The sequence below is a fragment of the Niveispirillum sp. genome (assembly GCF_017996735.1).
GTDB lineage: Bacteria > Pseudomonadota > Alphaproteobacteria > Azospirillales > Azospirillaceae > Niveispirillum.
In genome coordinates this window covers 1-14,871 of the sequence record NZ_JAGOGJ010000026.1, presented here as the reverse complement: position 1 = coordinate 14,871, position 14,871 = coordinate 1, and the positions used below count along the sequence as shown (strand labels likewise).

Below are 14,871 nucleotides of genomic sequence, written 5' to 3'. Positions count from 1 at the left end.
TTGGGTAAAGTATGCAGCCTAGGGCACCAACCTGCGTTCCCGCAATCAGATACCGCCGCCCATCTGCTGCTGTTCGCGGCGGAACGGGTGGGCCGGATAGACGCCCAGGAACTTCACCTCGCTGGCGAAGAAGCCCAGTTCCTCCATGGCCAGCCGCAGGGACCGTTCCTCCGGATGGCCTTCAACGTCGATATAGAACTGGGCCGCCGTAAACCGTCCGTCAACCAGATAGCTTTCCAGCTTGGTGATGTTGACGCCATTGGTCGCAAAACCGCCCAGCGCCTTGTACAGGGCTGCCGGTCGTGACCGGACACGGAAGACAAAGGTGGTGACGCTGTCCGTGCCCCGTTCCGGCACATTCGGTTCCCGCGCCAGGATCAGGAAGCGTGTGGTATTGTGGGCCGCATCCTCGATCCCTTCGGCCAGCACCTGCAGGCCATAAATCTCGGCCGCCAGATCGGACGAAATGGCCGCCTTGGTCGGGTCGTTCCAACGGGCGACATCGGCGGCGGCACCGGCGGTATCGGCATTGTTCACCGGCTTCAGCCCGCGTTCGCGCAGATAATTGCGGCACTGGGACAAGGCCTGGATATGGGAATGGACCTCGGTCAACCCCTCCATCGTAGCACCCTTGGGCGCCACCAGGCAGTGAACCACACGCTGGTAATGTTCACCGATAATATGCAGCCCGCCATGCGGCAGCAGATGGTGGATGTCGGCGACGCGGCCCGCGACCGAGTTTTCCACCGGGATCATGGCCAGCTTGGCCTTGCCCTCATGCACCGCGGCAAACGCATCCTCGAACGAGGCGCAGGGCAGCGTGACCATGTCGGGAAAAACGCTGCGGCAAGCCAGGTCGGAATTGGCACCGGGTGCGCCCTGATAGGCGATGGTGGAGGCGGGCATGGGAGGGCTCTGTCTGTCAGATGAGGCGGTTGACGGAATGCCGCGGGTCACGGCGTGGGGGATGGGGCCAGCATATGGCGGGCGCGGTCAAGGTCTTCGATTGTATCCACCCCCAGCGGCACGATGTCCACCCGCGCCAGCGCGATGGTCATGCCGTTGGCCAGGGCGCGAAGCTGTTCCAGCTTTTCCCGCTGTTCAAGCTGCGCCGGCGCCAGGGAGACAAAGCGCTCCAGCGCGGCGCGGCGATAGGCGTAAAGGCCGATATGATGGAACAGCGGCCCCTCCCCCCAGGGCGCGGTGGCGCGGGTGAAATAGAGCGCGCGGCCCGTATCGGCGCCGGGCACCATTTCCACCACAGCCTTCACGACATTGGGATTTGTCCGTTCCGCCGGGTCGGTGATGACGGCACCCAGGGTGGCGATATCCACGCCGGGATCGGACAGGGGGCCGAAAACGGCGCGGATGGCGGCGGGATCAATGGTGGGCAGGTCGCCCTGCACATTGACGATGGCATCAAACCGCCCATCGGGATCGACGCGGCGCACCGCTTCCCACACCCGGTCCGACCCTGAAGGGTGGTCCGGATCGGTGAGAATGGCCGTGCCGCCGGCGGCAGTGACGGCATCGGCGATGGCCTGTTCGGCGGCGGCCACGACCACGGGGCCGATCCCGGCCTCCATGGCGCGGCGCCAGACATGCACGATCATCGGCACGCCATGGATGTCGGCCAGCGGCTTGTCCGGCAGGCGCGTGGAGCCGAGGCGGGCGGGGATCACCACCAGCGGGTGAGCCAACGGGGCGGAGGTCTGGGGACGGTTCGGATGGGTCATGGTTCTCCCGTGCGACATTTGGTCCGCCGGGTCAAGGCGGAAAGCCATGTGCGTTCTTGCATCCTTAAGCTAAGTATCGCGCATGGATTTACGGCAAGGCGGGCATGGACGTGTCCGCTTCTTGGCGTTATTGTGCCCGCGCTTGGCGAACCCAAGGGATTAGGACTGATGGCGAGCAGCACCTTCAATAAGATTTTCATGGCGATCCTGACGGCGACCTTGATCGCTCTCCTGGCGGGTTTCGTCTCCAAGAAGCTGGTACACCCGAACTTCCCGGCGGAACGCGCCTATAAGGTGGAAGTGCAGGAGACCGAAACCGCCGCCGCTGCGCCTGCCGCTCCGGCCGAGCCTGATCCGGTGACGCCGCTTCTGGCCGCCGCCGATCCGGCCGCCGGCCAGAAGCTGGTCAAGGCCTGCGCGGCCTGCCACAGCTTCGAAAAGGGCGGCGCCAACAAGGTGGGGCCGAATCTCTGGGGCATCGTGGGCAACAAGCATGCCCATGCTGAAGGCTTCGCCTATTCCGACGCCATGAAGGCGCAGGAAGGCCCCTGGGATTACGAACACCTGAACAAGTTCCTGGCGAACCCGAAGGCCACCATCCCGGGCACGAAGATGAACTTCGCCGGCCTGAAGAAGGTGGAGGATCGCGCGGCGCTGATCGCATATCTGCGCACGCTGTCCGACAGCCCGGTGGCACTGCCGTAATCGGCAAGTCCGGCGGAACATGGTAAGAAGGGGGCGGCAGCAATGCCGCCCCTTTTCTTTTGCAGGGGCAAACAGCGCATTCCGGAGTCGCCTGACATGTCCGCCGTTCCCGATTTCCTGGTCGATCTTGCCCTGCGCTGCGCCGATGCCGCCGGTGCCGTTGCCCGCCGCCATTACCGCACGCGGGTGGATGTCGATGTGAAGGCCGACGCCTCGCCCGTCACCATCGCCGACCGCGAGGTGGAAAGCGCCATCCGCGCCATCCTGACCACCGAACGGCCCGATGACGGCGTTCTGGGCGAAGAACATGGCAGCCAGGATCTGAACGCCGAATATGTCTGGGTCATCGACCCGATCGACGGCACCAAATCCTTCATCACGGGCCGGCCACTCTTCACCACCCTGATCGCGCTGCTGCACCGGGGCGTGCCTGTGCTGGGCATCATCGACCAGCCGGTCGTGGGCGACCGCTGGCTGGGCGTGGCGGGCCGGCCGACCACGCTGAACGGTGCCCCCGTGACCACACGGGCCTGCGGCGATATCGCCATGGCCACCCAGGCGGCCACCATGCCCTTCCATCAGGTGGAATTCGCCATGACCCAGGCCTCCAGCCGCTACATGGTCTGGGGGGGTGATGCCTATGCTTTCGGCCTGCTGGCGGCCGGCTTCATCGATCTGATGGTGGAGGCGGGGCTGCAACCCTATGACTGGGCCGCCCTGGTGGCCGTGATCGAAGGGGCCGGCGGGCTGATCACCGACTGGGAAGGCCAGCCGCTTCGCCTTGGCTGCAACGGTAATGTCGTGGCGGCAGGCGACACGGCGCTGCATGCCCATGTCCTGTCCATGTTCCGGGACCGCCGCGAAGGCTGAGGCGATTCGGTCACGCCCGCTTCGGTGCCTCCGCCACGCGTCCCGCCGGCAGGCGAACGGTGACGGTCGTGCCGACGGCAGGCGTGCTCTGCATGGTCAGGCCGCCGCCATGCGCCTCGGCATAGCCCTTGGCCAGCGGCAGCCCCAAGCCGGCACCCGGCTGGCGGCGATTGTGCCCGCCCTCGACCTGGGCAAACGGCTCCAGCGCGATCCGCATCGCCTCGACATTCATACCGATCCCGTGGTCTGCCACATCGATCAGCATATCCCCTGTCGGCCCATCCAGCCGCACGGCGATCACCACCACCTGTCCCGACCCTGAAAAGCGGATGGCGTTGCCCAGCAGGTTGACGACGATCTGCTTCAACCGCATCTCATCCACCAGGACACGCAAACCGGGCGGCGAAATATCCAGCCGCACGGGCACGCCACGTTCCGCCGCCTTCTGCCGCAGCAGCCGTTCGCACCGTTCAATCAGCGGCGCCACCTCGACCCAGCTTTCCCGCAGTTCCAGCGCCCCGGCATCCATGCGGGCAATATCCAGCAGATCATTGACGAGCCGCAGCAGATGCAGCCCACCTTCATGGATATCGATGGCATATTCCTTGTACTGGGGCACGCCCAGCGGCCCCAGCAACTCGTCGCGCAGGATCTCTGAAAAGCCGATGATGGCGTTCAGGGGCGTGCGCAGTTCATGGCTGATATTGGCCAGGAACTGGCCCTTGGCCCGATCGGCCACGGCGGCCCGTGTTTCCGCCGCCCGCAACGTTTCCCTCCGCGCCAGTTCGGGGCGGCGATCGCGGGCCACCAGGGTCATTTCCCCCAAAGGCTCGCCCAGCACGGGCACGACCGCCAGTTCCACCGGCACCGGCTCTCCACCCCGGCCCCCCAGTCGCAGCGCAACCCAGTCGATGCCGGGCCGGCCGCGGACCTGCATGGCGCGATGGAAGATCAGGCGGTCATCCTCTGCCACCAGATCCAGGAAAGGACGGCCCACCACCTGCGCCGCATTGGAACTGTCCAGACCCAGCATCGACAGGCCCGCCGCATTGATCAGCGAAACCCGACCTTCCGACATCAGGCAGACCATGTCGGGCAGCGCATCGATCAGGCCCCGATAGCGCCCCGACAATTGCAGCAACGCCTCGTTCATCCCGGCTTCCCGCAGGGCGGCCCGTTGCGCCCGGCTCAGCAGATGGGCCGTCAGGACGAACAGAACCATGATGACCAGTGCCAGCACCCAATAGATGCCGGCCAGAAAATCCTGTGCCGGTCGCGGCGCCCGCCAGCCGATCCAACCGATCGGCGGCTCCCCCGGTGCGCTCCCGAAGGCCGCCAGGGGCAGGCGCGCGCGTTCATCCAGTGCGACCGGTTGCGTGACGATGTCGATATTGTCCAGCAGAAGCGGGTCCAGTATGCGGGCCACCGCGACACGGTCCAGCTTCTGCATGAAGATCAGCACGACCCCATCGTCGCGCGACGGACCGCCCAGCCCAGGGCGGATATCCGCGACGCCGGTCAGATACAGCGCATCCCCCATATGGACCACGCCCGTCGCCACCTCCGTCGTACCCGGCAGGGCGGCAACCGTATGGTCGATCATGCGGCGCATGGTTTCGGGCAGGCCGATGTCGCGCATCCGCGACGGGGACATGCGCTTGCCATCCTCCACCCCGTAGATCACCTGTCCGCCACGATCCACCACCATGGAGATGGACAGCCGATAGCCACCGGACAGATAGACGCCGATATTTTCGTCCGCCCAGACGGTGTCCAACTTTTCCACCACATGGGTGACGGCCGCATCCCAGCCGGCATAATCGCGCAGCACGAGGCCCAGGAATGCCTGCGACCCCGCCACCATGCGCGTCACACGCTGTGTCGTCCGCTGCGCCTCCCCGTCATCGAAATGCCGGGCCGTGGTCAACAGGATGGCGATGATCGATACGACCGCGAATCCCAGCAGCAAAAGCACCGGGATCGTCGCCAGAGGTGGCGAGGGGTGACGATCGCCCGGCATCGACGGGTCCGGTGTGGCATGCGGATGCTGCATCGCCGGAATGGCTGCTCCGTTGGGCGTGGGGGGCTCATCCTCTACCCGTTCGAGGTAGCTTGCAACCGTGTTCACGCGGGCGCGGGCCGCCTGACCGGCTGATGGCTGCCGGCCCGTTTCATGACAGTTTCGTGGCATTGCATTGTAAAAAATGGCTGAACGGACGCGTGCCCATAATGCAACAGGCACCCGACGTCATGAAGTCGTAATAAAACCGCATCAATTCGGCAATGCACCTCTGTTAGCCCTCCCCCGGGGCCTGAAGGGCAGCCGATACATACCCGGGAGTGGGGATCGGCGCGTCGACAGGCTTTGTCGCCCGTGAGATCCCACCGGAGAACAACAATGAGCCTCAAGTCCACCCTGCTGGCCGGCGCCGCCGTCGCCGTTCTGGCCGCCAGCCCGGCCGTCGCCCAGACCGCCCCGTCCCAGGCCCAGATCGATGCCCTGGCCGCGCAGATCCAGGCCCTGCAGGGCCAGTTGACCTCGCTGAAGGACTCGGTTGCCAAGGAATCCGCCGCCACGAAGAAGGCGATGGATGCCATGCCCAAGGTCACCGCCGATGGCGGGCGCATCCGCGTCCAGACGGCTGACAAGGCCTTCGACGCCGCCATCCGCGCCCGCATCCACATGGATTACGGCTTCTTCAACGGCGGCAAGAATTTCACCACCGACGCCACGGACGGCTTCCAGGTCCGCCGCGCCTTCCTGGGCGTGGCCGGCAAGGTCTATACCGACTGGACCTATGAATTCACCGCCAATTTCGCCGACAATCGCGGCGGCGGCGCCCAGATCCAGGCCGCCAATATCGGTTACACCGGCATTCCCGGCTGGACCATCGTCGCCGGCGTGATGCAGCCCAAGTTCACCCTGGATGACAGCACGTCGTCCAACGACATCGCCTTCATGGAACGCGCCCCCATCGGCAACATCGTTGTCGGCATTGGCGGTTCCGACAGCCGCACCGCCATCGGCGTGACGAACAAGGGCACCAGCCACTTCGTCGCCGCCTATGTCACCGGCAACGCCACCAACACGTCGGGCACCATCGACGATCAGGTCAACCTGCTGGGCCGCGCCGCCTATGCCTTCTGGCAGGGCACCGAGGGTTCGGCCGGCATCGGCGTGTCGGGCGTCCTGCAGACCACCCCGCAGGCCACGGCCCGCCCGGTGACCGCCGGCACCGCCACCACCTCCATCACCTTCGGCGACCGTCCGGGCCTGCGCGTCGGTGGCAACCGCACCTCGCTGACCAGCACGGGTGCCATCAACCAGATCGACAGCGCCTATGCCTATGGCGCCGACCTGGGCGTGAACTTCAAGAGCTTCTGGGCCGCCGCCGAATACTACAATTTCGGTGCCGAATATGCCGACCGCACCGCCTCGGGCGCCGTGCAGACGCTGGCCGATCCGGAGTTCAGCGGCTATTACGTGTCCGCCGGCTACATCCTGACCGGTGAGCGCCGCAACTACAATATCGGCGAATGGACGGGCGTGAAGCCCGCCTGGCCGGTCGGCCAGAACGGTTTCGGAGCCTGGGAAGTCGCCGCCCGCTACAGCCAGGTGGACCTGACCGACCGCGCCGGCGGCATCGCCGGCACCGGCACGGGCAAGGAGACCAACTGGACCTTCGGCGTGAACTGGTACGTCAACCCGGCCATCCGCTTCATGCTGAACCACGTGATCAGCAAGACGGAGCGTCCGAATGGCCTGGATGTCGAGCTGGACATCACCGCCGCCCGCATGCAGTTCCAGTTCTGATCAACCTGCGGAACCGCCCTTCGCTTTCGGGCAAGGGCGGAACCGTCTCTGATCCAAGAACGTCTGACGACCCACCGGTTCCTATTGGACCGGTGGGTTTTTATTTTAGCCATTTGGAATCAGCGTATACGCATAAAATTAATCCGATCGGCGGAAATATAGAAAGCGGAATTGATAATTATCAATTTATTATTTTTAGCCAAAAACATATACTAAAGGTTATAAATGAATACCATGATATGTTGCCTAAATAGCACGAACTTAAAAAACAGGTGTCTTTCTTTGGAAACCTAACCAGACGGATTATATCGGCCGTAGTGACGCACCTATTCTTCGACTGTAGGCATGGAACGAGGAACATTTCCCTTCCAATGCCATAACGGAGACATGATGCGCGATTTGCGTTCGCCAGTAAGGCACGGCTTGTTGGCCGGGCTTCTGATGCCGATGCTCACCTGGGCTGGCCCGGCTTTGGCAGCGGTCGATGGTCCGACCGCCACGGTCGCCATCAAAGCGTTGAATTTTCTGCAGCCGAAGCCGGCCAAGCCTACGCCGGTTTCCCTCGTGGTGGATAGTGGCCACGCGGCCACGGGCGACGCCGTCAAGTCGGCCCTGGGCGCCGACGTGACGGCCAAGGTGGTTGAAGGGGCCGGCGACGTGTCAGGGGCTGTTGCAGTGATCGTAATCGGCTCAATTGATGTTTCCGGCAAGACCACTGCCGGCCAGTTGATTATCGGCGACATGGCCTGCATGGAGGCCGGCAAATGCGCCCTGGCCGTCGAGCGTCAGCCCTCCGGTGCCGCCAAATACCATGTCAATACAGCGGCCCTGGCCAAGGCCGGCGTCAGCTTTGACAAGAATTTCCAGATGCTCGTGACCGCGCACTGAGCCCGACGTCACGACCACTAGGAGCCCGCATAAATGAAAAAAACCATGCTGCTGGGCGCGACCGCCCTTCTTGCCATCGGCGCCCAGGCACAGACCATCAACTATACCGCCCTTCAGGACGCGTTCGGGCAGCCTGTCACCACCAGTGTGACCGGCAAGCCGCAGGTCGCCGCCGATGCACCGGCCGCCCTGCACATCATCACGGCGGCGGATATCAGGGCTACCGGCCTGGATAATCTGCCCGACATCCTGGCACGCGTCGGCGGGATCGACCTGCTGCGTTGGGGTGCCGGGGGCGTTGACATCGGCATGCGTGGTTACAATCAACCCAACAGCCCGCGCCTCCTGGTCCTGCTGAACGGCCGTCAGGTCTATTCCGACCATTACGCCCTGGTGAACTGGTCGACGATCCCCGTGCAGTTGTCGGAGATCAAGCAGATCGAGGTCGTGAAGGGCCCCGTGGGCGCCATCTACGGCTTCAACGCGGTCGCCGGCGTGATCAACATCATCACCCAGAATCCGCTTTATGATACCGATGGGACGGCCACAGCCCGTATCGGCAACAATGGCACCCGTGAAATCGGCCTGTCGAAGAATCTGAAGGTCTCCGAAGGTTTTGGTCTGCGTTTTTCCGCCGGCTACAAGGAGCAGGACGAGTTCAGCCAGGGCGCCATCACCGCTGTGGAGCGCAGCCGCCTGCTGGACCCTGAATCCTCTTACGTCGCCATCGGTGCCCTGGGGCAATTGACGGACAGCATCCAGGCCGGGCTGGAACTGACCCGCTCCAAGATGAAGCAGACCGACATCACAGCGACCAATGGTCTTTATGGCGACGACTACCTGACCAAATCGGCCAAGTTCGATCTGGTCGGTGATGCCGGAGATGCCGGCCTCATCTCCTTTACCGCCTACCGCAACTGGCTGGATTTCGAATATTTCGGCATCGGCAAGTCCGATGTGACCACCAGTGTGGTGCAATTGTCGGACCTGATCCAGATCGGCACCGATCACACGGTGAAGATCTCCGGCGAATACCGCCGCAACAGCATGGGTCGCTTCCCCGCTCCCGGCGCCACCATTTCCTATGATGTCTGGGCCCTGGCGGGCATGTGGGACTGGCGCCTGACCGACAAGCTCTCCTTCACCACTGCCGTTCGCTCTGACTGGCTGGATCTGAACTATTCGGGTGCCGCCTCGCCGCCCTATGTGGCTTCGGACTTCGACCGCACGATCAGCAAGTTCAGCGTGAACAGCGGCCTGGTTTACAAGGCGACCGACGTCGACACACTGCGCGCCACCTACGGTCTGGCCAACCAGCTTCCGTCCATCCTGGAACTGGGCGGTTTCTACCTGCCCACGGTCACGGCGGCGGGCATCTTCGCATCGGCCGGCAATCCCTCTATCAAGCCCAGCAAGGTGCAGAGCTATGAGTTGGGATATGACCGCGCCCTGGCGGCTATCAATGGCGGGCTGCATTTGTCAGTCTTCCGACAGACGACGGATGACATCAAGTCGTTCCTGGGCTCCGACCGTAGTGTTGTGAATGGCCGTCCGGCTTCCATCGTGATCAATGCTGGTGACAGCGCATCCTGGGGCTTTGAAGCGGCATTCGATGGCCATGCCACAAATGGTGTTCGCTACGGTGCATCCTATTCCTGGAATGACGTCAATGACGACCTGACCGTGAACAAGGCGGCTATCGCCACGCGTCCGGTCAAATTCGAAGGGGCAGCCCCACGGCACAAGCTCCAGGGCAATATGGGCTGGTCAGATGGCGCACTGTCCACCGACCTGAACCTGTCCTGGCAGTCGAAGCGTACATTGCTGCGGCCTGTGACGGGCGGCTATGGCCCATTCCCGATTGACGGCACATGGACCGGAACCGCCAGCATCGGCTACCAGTTTGAGACTGGAACCGAAGTGCGCTTCACGGCCAGTGATTTCCTGCACACTGAAACAGCCCTCGGCTCGAAATTGGAGACCGAGCGGCGGGTCTATGCCAGCGTTTCTCAGAAATTCTGACCCCGCCGCGTCCAGCAACCTCGCCTTTATGGCGAGGTTGCTGGATCACAATCTCCCATCAGGACAGATCATGCAATGCATAATCTCATTAACATACAAAGGTATTTTATAATGACCTTTTGATTAGATGTCAGCTTTGTATTTCCGTTTTATAATTAAAATCTATCAGATTCCCCCAAATTCACCAATAAAACAAAAGAACGGAAATGCCATGAGAGGACTAAAACTCAGTGCCCGCCACGGCCTCAGCTTGGCAATGCTCTTGCCGGCGTTGGCCTGCGCTGACCCGGCCTCAGCAACCGTAGACGGCCCCACAGCCGCCGTGGCGGTGAAGGCCATCAACTTCTTACAGCCGAAGCCTGGGAAGCCCACCCCGATCACCATCGTTGCAGACAGCGGTCAATCCGCCGCCGGTGACGCGATCAAAACGGCTCTCGGCGCCGACGTGACAGCAACGGTGGTCAATAGCGGCAACGATCTGGCCGGGGCGGTCGCGGTGATCGTGGTCGGCGGTGTCGATGTTTCCGCCAAGGCCGCAGCCGGCCAGTTGATCATTGGCGACATGGCCTGCATGGAAGCCGGCAAATGCGCCCTGGCCGTCGAGCGTCAGGCCTCCGGTGCCGCCAAATACCATGTCAATACGGCGGCCCTGGCCAAGGCCGGCGTCAGCTTTGACAAGAATTTCCAGATGCTCGTGACCGCGCACTGAGCCCGACGAATCCCCAGGAGTCACCAACAATGAAAAAATACGTTCTGCTGAGCGCCACTGCGCTCATCGCTGTCGGCGCCCAGGCGCAGACCATCAACTACACTGCACTTCAGGACGCATTCGGTCAGCCGGTGACCACCAGCGCTACGGGCAAGCCGCAGGTAGCCTCCGACGCTCCGGCATCGCTGCGCATCATCAGCGCCGCCGACATCAAGGCCAGCGGCCTCGATAACCTTCCGGACATTCTGAGCCGCTATAGCGGCCTGGATGTGTTGCGTTGGGGCACCGGCGCTGCTGACGTGGCCATCCGCGGCTACAACCACGGCCATTATGGACGCCTCCTGGTTCGGGTAAACGGCCGCCAGGTATTCAACGACCATTACGCCATGGTGGTGTGGAACACACTCCCGGTTGCCCTGTCTGAAATCAAACAGATCGAGATCGTCAAGGGTCCGGTTGGCGCCATTTATGGCTTTAATGCCGTGGCCGGCGTGATCAACATCATCACGGTCAACCCGCTGTATGACGAGACGGGTACCGTCACATTGCGTGCCGGTAATAATGACAAGCGCGAGGCCAATATGGTCAAGACGCTTAAGCTCGGCGACAGCCTGGGTCTGAAGCTCTCAGCCGGTTACAAGGAGGCTGATGAGTTTCAGCGCGGCAAACTCACCACCGCGGAGCGTAACCGTCTGCGGGATATGGAGGCCAACCACGTTTCCGCCTCCGGTCTGGCACAGGTGGCCGACAATATCCAGGTGGGTGTTGAACTGTCACGCAGCTATTCACTACAGGACAATTACACCACCACCAACACCTACTATGCCATCGACTATGTCGCGCGGGCAGCAAAGCTGGATGTCGACGTCGATGCTGGCAATGTTGGTCTGTTAAATCTTTCTGTTTATCGCAACTGGCTGGACTTCAATTATCTGGGTCTTGGCACAGCATCCGACGCGCGTCTCACGGTTGCGCAGGTCTCCGATCTGATCCAGCTCGATACAGACCACACGGTGAAAATCACCAGTGAATACCGCCGCTCCGAAATGGGACGCTGGCCCACGCCAGGCGGTCGGATCAGCGCCGATATCTTCGCCGGGTCGCTGATGTGGGACTGGAAAGTCTCGGACAATATCTCTTTCACCAACGCGGTGCGGGTCGATAATTTCAACCTGGGCTACGACGGTGCGGCCATGACACCGCGCTTGCTGTCCGAATTCGACACCAAGTTGACGAAGGGCAGTTTCAACAGCGGCGTGGTCTACAAGCCCACATCTGAGGACACGCTGCGCTTCACCTACGGTCTGGCCAATCAACTGCCGGCCATGTTTGAACTTGGTGGCTTCTATGGCGCTGGCACCGTTGGCAATCCAGAGCTGAAACCTGCCAGCATCACCAGCATCGAACTGGGCTATGATCATGCACTGCCAGTGATAAATGGCAGCTTCGGCATCACCGCTTATCGTCAGCAGACCAAGGATGTCAAGGCGACGACCGGCGGCACGGCGGACCGCATCCTGGTCAATGGCACCTTGACGCAGACCTTCATCAATGCCGGCGAATCCTCATCCTGGGGTATGGAAGCCGATATAAGGGGCGCCGTGGCAGGCGGCTTCACCTATGGCGCGTCCTACACCTGGACCGATATCGACGATAACCTGACCATCAACAAGGGCCCTTTGCCGACCCGGCCCGTCTATTATGAAAAGGCCAGCCCCAAGCACAAGCTGCGGGGCAATGTCGGCTGGACCAGCGGTGCCCTGTCGGCGGACCTGGGCTTGACCTGGCAATCCGGCCGGTACCAGTTGCGGCCGGGAGCCGGTGCGCAGACAGGCTTCCTGATACCGACCAAGATCGATTCCTATACGAGCGGCACCGCCTCGGTTGCCTACACATTCTCCACCGGTACCGAGGTGCGGGCAACCGCAACGGACTTCCTGCGCGCCAGCACGCCGACGACATCGGTGCTGGAAACGGAACGCCGGGTCTATCTGAGCCTGTCCCAGTCGTTTTGATCCGACAAAGGGGTCGGGTCTTCCTTCGAATGCCCGACCCCGGTGGGACTTTCCAACGCCGCCGTCCGGACTGACGCACAAGGATATTAAATATGCATCAAACACTTCTCGCTCGTCTGGACCGGTTATCACTGCTGGCCAAGCTGATGGCCGGTCCCATCGTCGCCGCCCTTGCCATGCTGGTGTTGGGTGGCATCTCCATTGGTGAGCTTCGGTCACAGGCTTCGGAAACCCGTATCCTGGTCGATGAGAAGCTGGCCCGGGCCGCCGAGATGCAAAATCTGGTGACCGAGTTGAAAGGCAGCCTGGCCTCCGCCTATTTCGCCGTACTGTCAGTGGCGGGAGGTAACCCGGCGGACGGGGCCATCAAAAAACTGGAATCCGTTAAAGCAGCCATTGCCGAGGAAGCGAAGCGCCTGGCTGCCATTTCCGGCACCATCGGCGATCCCGCGCTGAAAGCTATCGTGAAAGAGTCGGCAGCAGAGCTTGACGGGTTCAGCGGTGCTGTCGATGTCGTGTCCACCATGCTTGAGGTGGATATTGCCACGGCTGCCGGCGCAGTGCTGCCCTTCAATGAGAAGGTGCAGACCATTGTAGTGGCGCTGGACAAGGCTGCGGCCCAAATCCAGGCGGATGCCCGTACCAGTGTGGAACGTCAGGCGCAAAGTGCGGTGACGGCCTCTTGGCTGCTGGTCTTGGGCCTTCTGGCGGCCCTGGCCATAGTGTCGCTTCTGGTCTTCTTCATCACCCGTCTGGTGCGCAACGGCATTGACGGCATCGCGCAAGCTATGGGCAAGCTGGCTCGCAACGACCTCTCCGTCGATCCCGCATCGCTGGTTCGAGCCGATGAATTGAACAGCCTAGTGGATGGCCTTTTCAGCTTCAAGGCCGCCCTGCTGGACGCCTCGCGCCTGTCCGCGGAGAAGGTGGAGGCTGACACCCGCGCCCGTCAGGCCCTGCTGGCCCTGGCCGACAGTTTCGAGGCCACAGTGCTGGGCTCCGTCCGCACCGTGGGCGATACGGCGCAAAAGGTACTGAGCGAGGCGGAGCGGCTGGGCATGGTGGCCGAGGATGGTCGCACGGCCGCCAGCCACGTGTCGCGCGCAGCCGAAAGCTCCGACCAGGGCGTGCAGTCGGTGGCCAGTGCTGCTGAGGAACTGGCGGTGAGTTTCAATGATGTGGCCCGCCAGGTCGAAGGGGTCACCGGCAGCACACGCCAGGCATCGGCAGCCGTAGAACGCTCCGATGGTCTTGTCCGCAATCTCAGCAGCGAAGCCGAAGGCATCAAGAATGTCGTCGACCTGATCTCCGCCATTGCCAGCCAGACCAACCTGCTGGCCCTGAACGCGACCATCGAAGCGGCGCGCGCCGGTGAGGCCGGGAAGGGTTTCGCCGTCGTGGCCTCGGAGGTCAAGCAGCTCGCAGGGCAGACGGCTAAGGCGACGGAAGAGATCGAACGCCGCATCAGCGCCGTCCGCCATGCCGCCAATGCCGTGGTGGGTGCCCTGACCGAGATCACCAACCGGATTGGGGATGTGTCCAGCGTCAGCACGACGGTGGCCGCCGCGGTGGAGCAGCAGCGCATGGCCACTCAAGAGATCGCACGCTCGGTCCAATCGGCCTCCTCCGCCAGCCGTGAGGCGGCAAGCGAGGTGCAGTCTCTGGCCCAGGTGGCCGCCGGCACGGGCAATGCGGCCCGTGGCCTGCGCGAAGCGGCGACGGGTCTGACAGGCGGGGCCACGCGCCTGCGTCAGGAAGTTGATGGGTTCCTGCAACGCGTCCGCGCCAGTTGATCCCCTTCTCATTCAGGTACGCAACATGACGCCCCGCTCGCCCCTGGCCGGCGGGGCGTTTCATGTTCGGCAATTTTTGCCCCAGGAACTTGGCCCGGCTCTTGCTTAAAGGTTCCTGGTTGGAAATTCCAAGAATGAAAGAGCCAGACATGGTTGCGATCGGTTCCTACAGCTCCATCAGCGAAATCCCCCTGCGGACGATGGCCTCGCTGACAGCCGAACAGATCCGCTCTTTCTCGCTGGACCAGATCGGCGAACTGTCCAAGGCGCAGGTCGGTGCCATATCGGTGAAGCAGATCCATGGCCTGACCGCCACACA

Annotated in this window: 12 protein-coding genes; 9 read left to right on the top strand and 3 right to left on the bottom strand. The window is 62.7% G+C overall.

What is annotated here, in order from left to right:
- Positions 1–45: 45 nt before the first annotated feature.
- Both KBA48_RS10770 and KBA48_RS10765 read right to left on the bottom strand, forming a co-directional pair.
- A complete protein-coding gene (locus tag KBA48_RS10770) occupies positions 46–906 on the bottom strand; it encodes a prephenate dehydratase (RefSeq protein WP_292906088.1) in 861 nt (286 codons plus the stop codon).
- Positions 907–953: 47 nt separating this feature from the next.
- Positions 954–1,736, bottom strand: a complete 783-nt coding sequence (locus KBA48_RS10765) for a 3-deoxy-manno-octulosonate cytidylyltransferase (protein WP_292906086.1) — start codon at positions 1,734–1,736, stop codon at positions 954–956.
- Between the two features lie 168 nt (positions 1,737–1,904).
- On the opposite strand from KBA48_RS10765, the gene KBA48_RS10760 reads away from it, so the two are divergent.
- Both KBA48_RS10760 and KBA48_RS10755 read left to right on the top strand, forming a co-directional pair.
- Positions 1,905–2,441 (top strand): cytochrome c family protein, encoded by a 537-nt coding sequence (locus KBA48_RS10760; RefSeq protein ID WP_292906084.1) that lies wholly within the window; start codon positions 1,905–1,907, stop codon positions 2,439–2,441.
- Positions 2,442–2,537: 96 nt separating this feature from the next.
- A complete protein-coding gene (locus KBA48_RS10755) occupies positions 2,538–3,311 on the top strand; it encodes an inositol monophosphatase family protein (RefSeq protein WP_292906082.1) in 774 nt (257 codons plus the stop codon).
- Positions 3,312–3,321: 10 nt separating this feature from the next.
- Here the strand turns inward: KBA48_RS10755 and KBA48_RS10750 are convergent, their stop codons facing one another.
- Entirely contained in the window at positions 3,322–5,439 is a 2,118-nt protein-coding gene (locus tag KBA48_RS10750; RefSeq protein ID WP_292906080.1) for an ATP-binding protein, read from the bottom strand.
- A gap of 270 nt (positions 5,440–5,709) precedes the next feature.
- On the opposite strand from KBA48_RS10750, the gene KBA48_RS10745 reads away from it, so the two are divergent.
- The 7 genes from KBA48_RS10745 to KBA48_RS10715 all read left to right on the top strand — a co-directional run.
- A complete protein-coding gene (locus KBA48_RS10745; protein ID WP_292906078.1) occupies positions 5,710–7,125 on the top strand; it encodes a porin in 1,416 nt (471 codons plus the stop codon).
- A gap of 387 nt (positions 7,126–7,512) precedes the next feature.
- Positions 7,513–8,013: a hypothetical protein gene (locus tag KBA48_RS10740; protein WP_292906076.1), complete on the top strand. Its 501-nt coding sequence runs from the start codon at positions 7,513–7,515 to the stop codon at positions 8,011–8,013.
- A gap of 33 nt (positions 8,014–8,046) precedes the next feature.
- The gene (locus KBA48_RS10735; protein WP_292906074.1) at positions 8,047–10,035 is read left to right on the top strand and encodes a TonB-dependent siderophore receptor; all 1,989 of its coding nucleotides are present in this window, start codon (positions 8,047–8,049) and stop codon (positions 10,033–10,035) included.
- Between the two features lie 127 nt (positions 10,036–10,162).
- On the top strand, positions 10,163–10,744 hold the full coding sequence (locus KBA48_RS10730) for a hypothetical protein (RefSeq protein ID WP_292906072.1): 582 nt from the start codon (positions 10,163–10,165) through the stop codon (positions 10,742–10,744).
- A 29-nt stretch (positions 10,745–10,773) separates the two neighbouring features.
- On the top strand, positions 10,774–12,759 hold the full coding sequence (locus KBA48_RS10725; RefSeq protein ID WP_292906070.1) for a TonB-dependent siderophore receptor: 1,986 nt from the start codon (positions 10,774–10,776) through the stop codon (positions 12,757–12,759).
- A 92-nt stretch (positions 12,760–12,851) separates the two neighbouring features.
- Complete coding sequence (locus KBA48_RS10720; protein ID WP_292906068.1) at positions 12,852–14,552, top strand: methyl-accepting chemotaxis protein; 1,701 nt, start codon at positions 12,852–12,854, stop codon at positions 14,550–14,552.
- Between the two features lie 134 nt (positions 14,553–14,686).
- Positions 14,687–14,871 (top strand): hypothetical protein (locus KBA48_RS10715; protein ID WP_292906066.1); only part of this gene is annotated, 185 nt, incomplete at its 3' end.

What these genes read in the sequence shown, in the direction of transcription:
- KBA48_RS10770 (WP_292906088.1), bottom strand. Translation starts at nt 906, where the DNA reads ATGCCCGCCTCCACCATCGCCTATCAGGGCGCACCCGGTGCCAATTCC.
- KBA48_RS10765 (WP_292906086.1), bottom strand. Translation starts at nt 1,736, where the DNA reads ATGACCCATCCGAACCGTCCCCAGACCTCCGCCCCGTTGGCTCACCCG.
- KBA48_RS10760 (WP_292906084.1), top strand. Translation starts at nt 1,905, where the DNA reads ATGGCGAGCAGCACCTTCAATAAGATTTTCATGGCGATCCTGACGGCG.
- KBA48_RS10755 (WP_292906082.1), top strand. Translation starts at nt 2,538, where the DNA reads ATGTCCGCCGTTCCCGATTTCCTGGTCGATCTTGCCCTGCGCTGCGCC.
- KBA48_RS10745 (WP_292906078.1), top strand. Translation starts at nt 5,710, where the DNA reads ATGAGCCTCAAGTCCACCCTGCTGGCCGGCGCCGCCGTCGCCGTTCTG.
- KBA48_RS10740 (WP_292906076.1), top strand. Translation starts at nt 7,513, where the DNA reads ATGATGCGCGATTTGCGTTCGCCAGTAAGGCACGGCTTGTTGGCCGGG.
- KBA48_RS10735 (WP_292906074.1), top strand. Translation starts at nt 8,047, where the DNA reads ATGAAAAAAACCATGCTGCTGGGCGCGACCGCCCTTCTTGCCATCGGC.
- KBA48_RS10730 (WP_292906072.1), top strand. Translation starts at nt 10,163, where the DNA reads ATGTCAGCTTTGTATTTCCGTTTTATAATTAAAATCTATCAGATTCCC.
- KBA48_RS10725 (WP_292906070.1), top strand. Translation starts at nt 10,774, where the DNA reads ATGAAAAAATACGTTCTGCTGAGCGCCACTGCGCTCATCGCTGTCGGC.
- KBA48_RS10720 (WP_292906068.1), top strand. Translation starts at nt 12,852, where the DNA reads ATGCATCAAACACTTCTCGCTCGTCTGGACCGGTTATCACTGCTGGCC.